This is a genomic window from Mycobacterium sp. 94-17, assembly GCF_035617725.1.
Classification (GTDB): domain Bacteria; phylum Actinomycetota; class Actinomycetes; order Mycobacteriales; family Mycobacteriaceae; genus Mycobacterium.
Genome location: NZ_JAPIYN010000009.1, coordinates 196325 through 204498, shown reverse-complemented (window position 1 = coordinate 204498; position 8174 = coordinate 196325). Strand labels below are relative to the sequence as shown.

The window sequence follows — 8174 nt, the reverse complement described above, 5'->3', positions numbered from 1 at the left end:
CACCCAGTTGGGTCGCAACTTCCAGGTCATCTACGAGCAGGCCAACGCCCACGGACAGAAGGTCCAGTCCGCCGGCAGCAACATGGCCAGCACCGACAGCGCCGTTGGGTCCTCCTGGGCCTAACCCGCAACTTCAGGCGCGGCAGCACACCACCCGTCGGTGTGCTGCCGCGTCCTGCGGTTTCCGTGCAGTTTGGCGTGAGGTAACTACGGATCAAGTGGGGATTTGATGGACCAACAGGGCACCCGCACCGACATCACTGTCAACGTCGACGGTTTCTGGATGCTCCAGGCGCTGCTGGACATCCGGCATGTCGCGCCGGAGCTGCGGTGCCGCCCATATGTGTCTACGGACTCGAGCGACTGGCTCAACGAGCATCCCGGCATGGCGGTGATGCGCGAGCAGGGCATCGTCGAGAACGATCAGGTGAACGAGCACGTGGCCGCCCGGATGAGTGTGCTCGCGGCGCCCGACCTCGAGGTGGTCGCTCTGTTGTCCCGGGGCAAACTGGCCTACGGCGTCCTCGACGACGAGAATCAGCCCCCGGGTTCGCGCGATATCCCCGACAACGAGTTTCGGGTGGTCCTGGCCCGCCGCGGTCAGCATTGGGTGTCGGCGGTCCGGGTCGGTGGCGAGATCACCGTGGACGACGTCGCCGTCGCCGACAGCGCCTCGATCGCGTCGCTGGTACTCGACGCGCTGGAATCCATCCACCACGCGGAGCCGGCGGCCATCAACGCGGTCAACGTGCCGCTGGAGGAGATGCTGGAAGCGACCAAGTCGTGGCAGGAGTCCGGGTTCAACGTGTTTTCCGGGGGAGACCTGCGCCGGATGGGAATCAGCGCCGCCACCGTGGCCGCCCTGGGCCAGGCACTGTCCGATCCGGCCGCCGAGGTCGCGGTGTACGCCCGCCAGTACCAGGACGACGCCAAGGGCCCGAGCGCGTCGGTGCTGTCCCTCAAAGACGGCTCCGGCGGCCGCATCGCGCTCTACCAGCAGGCCCGCACCGCGGGTTCGGGGGAAGCGTGGCTGGCCATCTGCCCGGCGACCCCCCAGCTGGTGCAGGTGGGCGTCAAGACCGTGCTGGACACACTTCCCTACGGCGAGTGGAAAACTCACCGCCGGGTGTGATAGCCGCGCGACGCACAGATTTTACAGATGTCTTTGCACTCAACATGCGGTTGAGCTGCGGACACGGCATACTTTCCTGGAACGCATCAGCAAATCTCAAACGGGTGTCGATGACAACTGTTGATCGCAAGGCGGGGCAGATGGAATTGCAATCGGTCGGAACGCACCTCGCGGGGGGCCCCGGCACCTCGGCGAGTACACCGGCGCACGCCCGCGCGCCACTGGCGGGTCGGGCTCACACATTCATCACGATAGGGAGTGCAAGGCGATGACTGCGGTAGTTGAAGTACCACAGCCTGACGTTGAGGGAATCTCGCAGCCCCAGGCGGTCGTCGTCGGCGTAATGGCCGGCGCGGGTGTCCAGGTCGGCGTCCTGTTGGACGCGAACGCTCCCGTCTCGGTGATGACCGACCCGTTGCTAAAGGTGGTCAACAGCCGGCTGCGCGAGCTCGGTGAGACGCCGCTGGAGGCGTCGGGGCGGGGCCGGTGGGCGCTGTGCCTGGTGGACGGTTCGCCGCTGCGGGCCACCCAATCGCTGACCGAGCAGGACGTCTACGACGGCGACCGGTTGTGGATCCGGTTCATCCCGGACACCGAGCACCGCTCGCAGGTCATCGAGCACATCTCCACAGCGGTCGCGGCAGACCTCGGCAAGCGCTTCGCCGCCATCGACCCGGTTGTCGCGGTGCAGGTCGGTGCGTCGATGGTGGCCATCGGCGTGACGACGGCCTCCGCCCTGCTCGGCTGGTGGCGTTGGCACCACAACTCGTGGCTTCCGACCGTGTACGCGGGCGTGATCGGCGCCGCGGTATTGGGCGTTTCGCTGCTGCTGCTGATGCGGGCGCAATCGCAGGCGGAACGGCGCGTCGCCGACACCATGCTGTTGAGCGCCCTCGCTCCGCTGTCGATCGCGGCGGCGTCGGCGCCGCCGGGCGGCGTCGGATCACCGCAGGCGGTACTGGGTTTCGGCATCCTCACCATCGCCGCGATCCTCGCCCTGCGGTTCACCGGTCGCCGGCTGACGATCTACACCGCCATCGTCACCGTCGGCCTCATCGCGACGGTGGCCTCCCTGGCCCGCATGGTCGCCATGACCAGCGCCGTCACGCTCTTCACCTGCATCGTGCTGGCGTCCGTCCTCATCTACCAAAGCGCGCCGGCGATCTCGCGGCGGCTGGCCGGCATCCGGCTGCCCGTCTTCCCGTCGGCGACCAGTCGGTGGGTATTCGAGGCGCGGCCCGACCTGCCCACGACCGTGGTGCGCCCCGACGGTGGCGCTCCGGTACTGGAGGGGCCCGCCTCCGTTCGCGACGTGCTGACCCAGGCCGACCGCGCCCGCTCGTTCCTGTCGGGTTTGCTGATCGGGCTCGGCGTGCTGATGATCGTCTCCCTGACCGCGCTGGCGGACCCCCGGACCGGACAGCGCTGGCTGCCCGTCCTGCTGGCCGGATTCTGCGCCGGATTTTTGATGCTGCGCGGCCGCTCCTACGTCGACCGCTGGCAGGCGATCACCCTGGCCGGTACGGCCGTGTTGATCGTCGGTGCGGTCGTGTTGCGCTACGCGTTGGTACTGCAGTCCCCGCTCGCGGTCTCGATCAGTGCGGCGATCCTGGTGCTGCTGCCGGCCGCGGGCCTGACGTCGGCGGCCGTCGTGCCGAACACCGTCTACAGCCCGCTGTTCCGCAAATTCGTGGAATGGATTGAATACCTCTGCCTGATGCCAATCTTCCCGCTGGCATTGTGGTTGATGAATGTCTATGCAGCCATCCGCTATCGCTAACGCCCGGGCGTGGCGTGGTCGCGCGTGCGCCGCGACCGTCGCCGCCGCCTTGCTCGCCTCGGGCGCGCTCGCCGGGTTGCCGCCCGCCTACGCGATCGCGCCCCCGACGATCGATCCGGGCGCGGTTCCACCGGACGGCCCCCCGGGTCCCGGGGCGCCGATGAAGCAGAATTCGTACTGCACCGAGGTCGGTGTGCTGCCCGGGACCGATTTCCGGATCCAGCCCAAGTACATGGACATGCTGAATCTGCAGGAGGCCTGGCAGTTCGGCCGCGGTACGGGCGTGAAGGTGGCCGTCATCGACACCGGCGTGACACCGCACCCCAGATTTCCGCACCTGATTCCCGGCGGTGACTACATCATGGCCGGCGACGGACTGTCCGACTGCGACGCGCACGGCACCATCGTGGCGTCGATGATCGGCGCGGCGCCGGCCAACGGGGCGGGGGTGCCGCCGGCGGCCCCGCGCAAGCCGGTCACGATCCCCACCACCGAGCCCCCGCCGAAAGCGCCACCGCCGCAGACGGTGACCCTGTCACCGCTGCCGCAGACCGTGACGATGGTCCCGCCGAAGCCTCCGCCGCCGCCGGAGGAGCAGGCGCCTCCCGGACCCTTCGGGGCGCCGCCGGCCCCGGCGGCCCCGGCGGCCCCGGCGCCTGCGGGACCACCGCAAGCCGGGCAGGGTCCCATCGGCCAGGCCCCGGCGGCCGGCCACGGCGGCGGCACGGTGACCATCCCCGGCTACGTCGGTGGCGGGCACGTCGCCCGCGTCGACAACCTGCGCGGCCCACGCCCACTCGACCCGCCGCCAGCACCGCCACCGGCGGCCGGTCCGGACGCGTTCAGCGGGGTGGCCCCGGACGTGGACATCATCGCGATCCGGCAGTCCAGCCAGGCCTTCGGCCTCAAGGACGCATACACCGGTGACGAGGATCCCCAGACCTCGGCGAAGATCGACAGCGTTCAGACGATGGCGCGGGCGATCGTGCACGCCGCCAACCTGGGCGCTCAGGTCATCAACATCTCCGACGTGACGTGCATGAGTGCGCGCAACATCATCGACCAGCGTTCGCTGGGCGCGGCCGTGCGCTACGCGGCGGTCGACAAGAACGCCGTCATCGTGGCCGCCGCCGGTGATACCAGCAAGAAGGACTGCAAGCAGAATCCGGCCCATGATCCGTTGCAGCCCAACGATCCTCGCAACTGGAACGCGGTCACCACGGTCGTGACGCCGTCCTGGTTCAGCGACTACGTCCTGACCGTGGGCGCCGTCGACACCGACGGCCGCCCGCTGAGCCAGGGCAACCAGGGCCAGGCGTCGACGAGCGTTGCGGGGCCGTGGGTGGGGATCGCGGCACCCGGAACGGACGTCGTCGGGCTGTCACCCCGCGACGACGGCCTGATCAACGCGATCGACGGGCCCGACAACACGCTGCTGGTTCCCGCCGGCACCAGCTTCTCGGCGGCGATCGTGTCCGGTGTTGCCGCACTCGTGCGGGCCAAGTACCCGCAGCTGTCGGCTTACCAGGTGATCAATCGGCTGACCCGTACCGCCCGCGCGCCCGCGCGTGGCGTGGACAACCAGGTCGGGCACGGTGTCGTCGACCCGGTGGCTGCGCTGACCTGGGATGTCCCCGACGGTCCGGTCAAACCGCCGCAGCAACTGTCGGCGCCGCTGAACATTCCGCAGCCCGCGCCGCACCGGGATATGGTGCCAGTGTGGGTGGCAGCCGGAGGCTTGGTGGCGGCGCTGCTCATCGGCGGCGGGGTGTTCAGCACGGCGATGCTGATGAAGCGATCGCGGAAACAGCAATAGGGGCGGAGCAGCACTCATGAAGCGTCAGCGCAGGTTTGGGTTGTCTTTGTCGTGGCCTCGGGTTACCACGGTGTTTTTGGTCGACGTGTTGATCATGCTGGTGGCCAGCCACTGCCCCGAATCCTGGCAGGGCACGTATCGCATCGCGTTTTGGGTGGGTGTCGGCCTGGCCGTGCTGGTGACGCTGCTGTCGCTGGTCACCTACCACGGCCTGACGGTGACGACGGGGTTGGCCACCTGGCTGTGGGAGTGGTCCGCCGACCCCGGCTCGGCCCTCGCGGCCGGTTGCACCCCGGCTCTGGACCACCAGCGCAAGTTCGGGCGCGACAAGGTCGGCGTGCGCGGGCACGAGGGCCGGCTGGTCACGGTGATCGCCATCAGCGGCGGCGATGACGAGTCGGCCTCGCGCCTCCGGCACCGGCACGCGCCGCCCACCCTGCTGGTGTCGGCCGTCGCCTCGGGCCTGCGCCAGTTCGACATCCACCTCGACGACATCGACGTCGTGTCGGTGAAGGTCCGCCGCGGCGGACCCGACGTCGGAGCCGCCGGGCGGTCGAAGCTGGACGACTGGGGCCCCGAAGAGTGGGAGGTGGCCAACGACCAGCCCACCTCCTACATTCGCCGCACCTGGGTGGTGTTGCGGATGAACCCGCAGCGCAACGTCGCCGCCGTCGCGGCCCGCGATTCGCTGGCATCGACCCTGGTGGCGGCCACCGAGCGCCTCGCCCAGGACCTCGACGGGCTGACCTGCGCGGCCCGGCCGCTGACCGGGGCGGAGATCGCCGAAGTCGACCGCGCGGTGCTGGCCGACCTCGAGCCGACCTGGAGCCGCCCCGGGTGGCGGCGCCTCAAGCACTTCAACGGGTTCATCACCAGCCTCTGGCTGTCGCCGTCCGACATCACCACCGACAAGCTCGATGAGCTGTGGGAGGACGACACCGCCGCCACGGTGCTGACCATCCGGCTCACCTCGCGCGGCGGCCGGCCGCAGATATCGGCCTGGGTGCGCTACCACACCGAGAAGCGGTTGCGCAGGAACGTTTCGTCCGGCCTGAACCGTCTTACCGGACGCCAGCTGGCCGCGGTGCGTGCCAGCCTGCCCGCCCCGACGGCGCGCCCCTTGCTGGTCGTGCCGAGCCGTCCACTGCGCGCCGACGATGCCGACCTCGCGCTCTCCGTCGACCAGTTGCGAGGGAGCTCCGCGGGTGTGCCCGTAGCGCAATGACGAGGCCACAATCCACCGCTGAAGGCGCCCGTAACGCGATGGTCGCCGGCCTGCTGGCCTCCGGCGTGTCGGTCAATGGCCTTCAGCCCAGCCACAATCCGCAAGTTGCGGCACAGATGTTCAGCACCGCGACCAACCTGGATCCCGCGATGTGCGACGCCTGGCTGGCGCGAATCCTGGCGGGGGAGCAGAGCATCGATGTGCTGTCCGGCGCCTGGTCGTCGGTGCGGACGTTCGGCTGGGAGATCCGCCGCCTCGGGGTCACCGAGCTGCAGTTCCGTCCCGAGGTTTCCGACGGGTTGTTCCTGAGGCTGGCGGTCACCACAGTGGAGACGCTGGCGTGTGCCTACGCCGCGGTTCTCGCCGAGGCGAAACGCTACGTAGAAGCCGCGAAACTGCTGGACGGAGTCGAACCCCGCCAGCCGGTCGATGAAGAGCTGGTCAGCTACGTGCGTGGCGTGCTCTATTTCCGCACGGGCCGGTGGCCGGATGTACTGAGTGAATTCGCCGAGGGAAAGGGCTGGCGGCAGCCCGAACTCAAGGCCGCGGGCGCGGCGATGGCCACCACGGCCCTCGCGTCGCTGGGTGTGTTCGAGGAGGCCCTCCGCCGGGGCCAGGAGGCCATCGAAGGCGACCGGGTGCCGGGCGCGGCCAACATCGCCCTGTACACCCAGGGCATGTGCCTGCGCCACCTCGGACGCGAGGACGAGGCCGTCGAGTTGCTGCGGCGCGTGTACTCGCGGGACCCGAAGTTCACCCCGGCGCGCGAAGCGCTGGACAATCCCAACTTCCGGCTGGTGCTGACCGACCCGGAGACGATCGAGGCCCGGACCGACCCGTGGGATCCTGACAGCGCGCCGACCCGGGCCGAGGCCGAAGCGGCTCGCCACGCCGAAGAGGCGGCGAGGTACCTGGCGGAGGGCGACGCCGAACTCAACGCCATGCTGGGCATGGAACGGGCCAAGCGCGAGATCAAGCTCATCAAGTCGACGACCAAGGTGAATCTGGCGCGCGCCAAGATGGGTCTTCCGGTGCCCGTCACGTCGCGCCACACTCTGCTACTCGGCCCGCCCGGAACCGGAAAGACTTCGGTGGCAAGGGCTTTCAGCAAGCAGCTGTGCGGGTTGACGGTGCTGCGCAAGCCCGTGGTCGTCGAGACCAGCCGCACCAAGCTGCTGGGTCGCTACATGGCCGACGCGGAGAAGAACACCGAGGAGTTGCTCGAGGGCGCGCTGGGTGGCGCGGTGTTCTTCGACGAGATGCACACGCTGCACGAGAAGGGCTACCAGCAGGGTGATCCGTACGGCAACGCGATCATCAACACGTTGCTGCTGTACATGGAGAACCATCGCGACGAGCTGGTGGTCTTCGGTGCCGGCTACGCCAAGGCCATGGACAAGATGCTCGAAGTGAATCAGGGCCTGCGGCGGCGCTTTTCGACCGTCATCGAGTTTTTCAGCTACACCCCGGACGAGCTGGTGGCGCTCACCCGGTTGATGGGCCAGGAGAACGAAGACGTCATCACCGACGAGTCGGCGCAGGCGTTGTTGCCGTCGTACACGAAGTTCTATCTCGACGAAAGTTATTCGGAGGACGGCGATCTCATCCGCGGCATCGATACACTCGGCAACGCCGGTTTCGTGCGCAACGTGGTGGAGAAGGCCCGCGATCATCGCAGTTTCCGGCTAGACGACGAGGATTTGGACGCGGTGCTGGCCAGCGACGTGACCGAGTTCAGCGAGCGGCAGCTCCTGCGCTTCAAGGAGCTGACCGAGGAGGATCTTGCCGAGGGTCTCAGCGCGGCGGTCGCCGAGAAGAAGTCGGACTGAGCGGTCGGGATGCCCTCCGAGTGGGCGCACTGGGGGCTGTGAGGTGATGGCCGGGTAATGCAGGCCGAGCGCCACCATTGCCATGCAAGCACCCTCGCCAGGTGAGGCGTCTGCATGGACACAGGCCACTGACCTCCAACGTCGAAAGACGCCCAGGGTCAGGACAGCTCCTCCCGGATTAAGGGTTGAGCCCAAGTGGCTTCCGGCATCGAACCGCCGGATACGCCGTGTGGTGCCGAAGCTCTGACGAGAGGGGTGCGGCACCCCGGCGTGCCCTGGCCTAGAGGAGGTGAGAGCGAATTAGTCCCGGCGACAATCCGTATGCCAGATCGTTGACCCTTTCGCTGCGATCCGTCCTCGGCATTGTTTTTTCCTGAATTGGCTTGCATTTA

At 68.4% G+C, this 8174-nt stretch carries 5 protein-coding genes, 1 pseudogene and 1 riboswitch; all 6 genes and pseudogenes read left to right on the top strand.

Annotated features, from left to right (window positions below):
- Positions 1-124, top strand: a pseudogene (locus OQ789_RS13295) (type VII secretion protein EsxI); the annotation flags it as partial.
- A gap of 105 nt (positions 125-229) precedes the next feature.
- Complete coding sequence (locus OQ789_RS13290) at positions 230-1132, top strand: ESX secretion-associated protein EspG (RefSeq protein ID WP_324686353.1); 903 nt, start codon at positions 230-232, stop codon at positions 1130-1132.
- A gap of 268 nt (positions 1133-1400) precedes the next feature.
- The gene (gene eccD / locus OQ789_RS13285; protein ID WP_324686352.1) at positions 1401-2912 is read left to right on the top strand and encodes a type VII secretion integral membrane protein EccD; all 1512 of its coding nucleotides are present in this window, start codon (positions 1401-1403) and stop codon (positions 2910-2912) included.
- Complete coding sequence (locus OQ789_RS13280) at positions 2890-4728, top strand: type VII secretion-associated serine protease mycosin (protein WP_324686351.1); 1839 nt, start codon at positions 2890-2892, stop codon at positions 4726-4728. The genes eccD and OQ789_RS13280 overlap by 23 nt, the downstream gene beginning before the upstream one ends.
- Before the next feature lie 16 nt (positions 4729-4744).
- Positions 4745-5953 carry a type VII secretion protein EccE gene (gene eccE, locus OQ789_RS13275; protein WP_324686350.1) on the top strand — a complete coding sequence of 403 codons (1209 nt, stop codon included), beginning with the start codon at positions 4745-4747 and terminating at the stop codon, positions 5951-5953.
- Positions 5950-7782, top strand: a complete 1833-nt coding sequence (gene eccA5 / locus OQ789_RS13270; RefSeq protein WP_324686349.1) for a type VII secretion system ESX-5 AAA family ATPase EccA5 — start codon at positions 5950-5952, stop codon at positions 7780-7782. The genes eccE and eccA5 overlap by 4 nt, the downstream gene beginning before the upstream one ends.
- An 85-nt stretch (positions 7783-7867) precedes the next feature.
- Positions 7868-8044, top strand: a riboswitch (M-box (ykoK) riboswitch).
- The last annotated feature ends 130 nt before the right edge of the window (positions 8045-8174 follow it).

What these genes read in the sequence shown, in the direction of transcription:
- OQ789_RS13290 (WP_324686353.1), top strand. Translation starts at nt 230, where the DNA reads ATGGACCAACAGGGCACCCGCACCGACATCACTGTCAACGTCGACGGT.
- eccD (WP_324686352.1), top strand. Translation starts at nt 1,401, where the DNA reads ATGACTGCGGTAGTTGAAGTACCACAGCCTGACGTTGAGGGAATCTCG.
- OQ789_RS13280 (WP_324686351.1), top strand. Translation starts at nt 2,890, where the DNA reads ATGCAGCCATCCGCTATCGCTAACGCCCGGGCGTGGCGTGGTCGCGCG.
- eccE (WP_324686350.1), top strand. Translation starts at nt 4,745, where the DNA reads ATGAAGCGTCAGCGCAGGTTTGGGTTGTCTTTGTCGTGGCCTCGGGTT.
- eccA5 (WP_324686349.1), top strand. Translation starts at nt 5,950, where the DNA reads ATGACGAGGCCACAATCCACCGCTGAAGGCGCCCGTAACGCGATGGTC.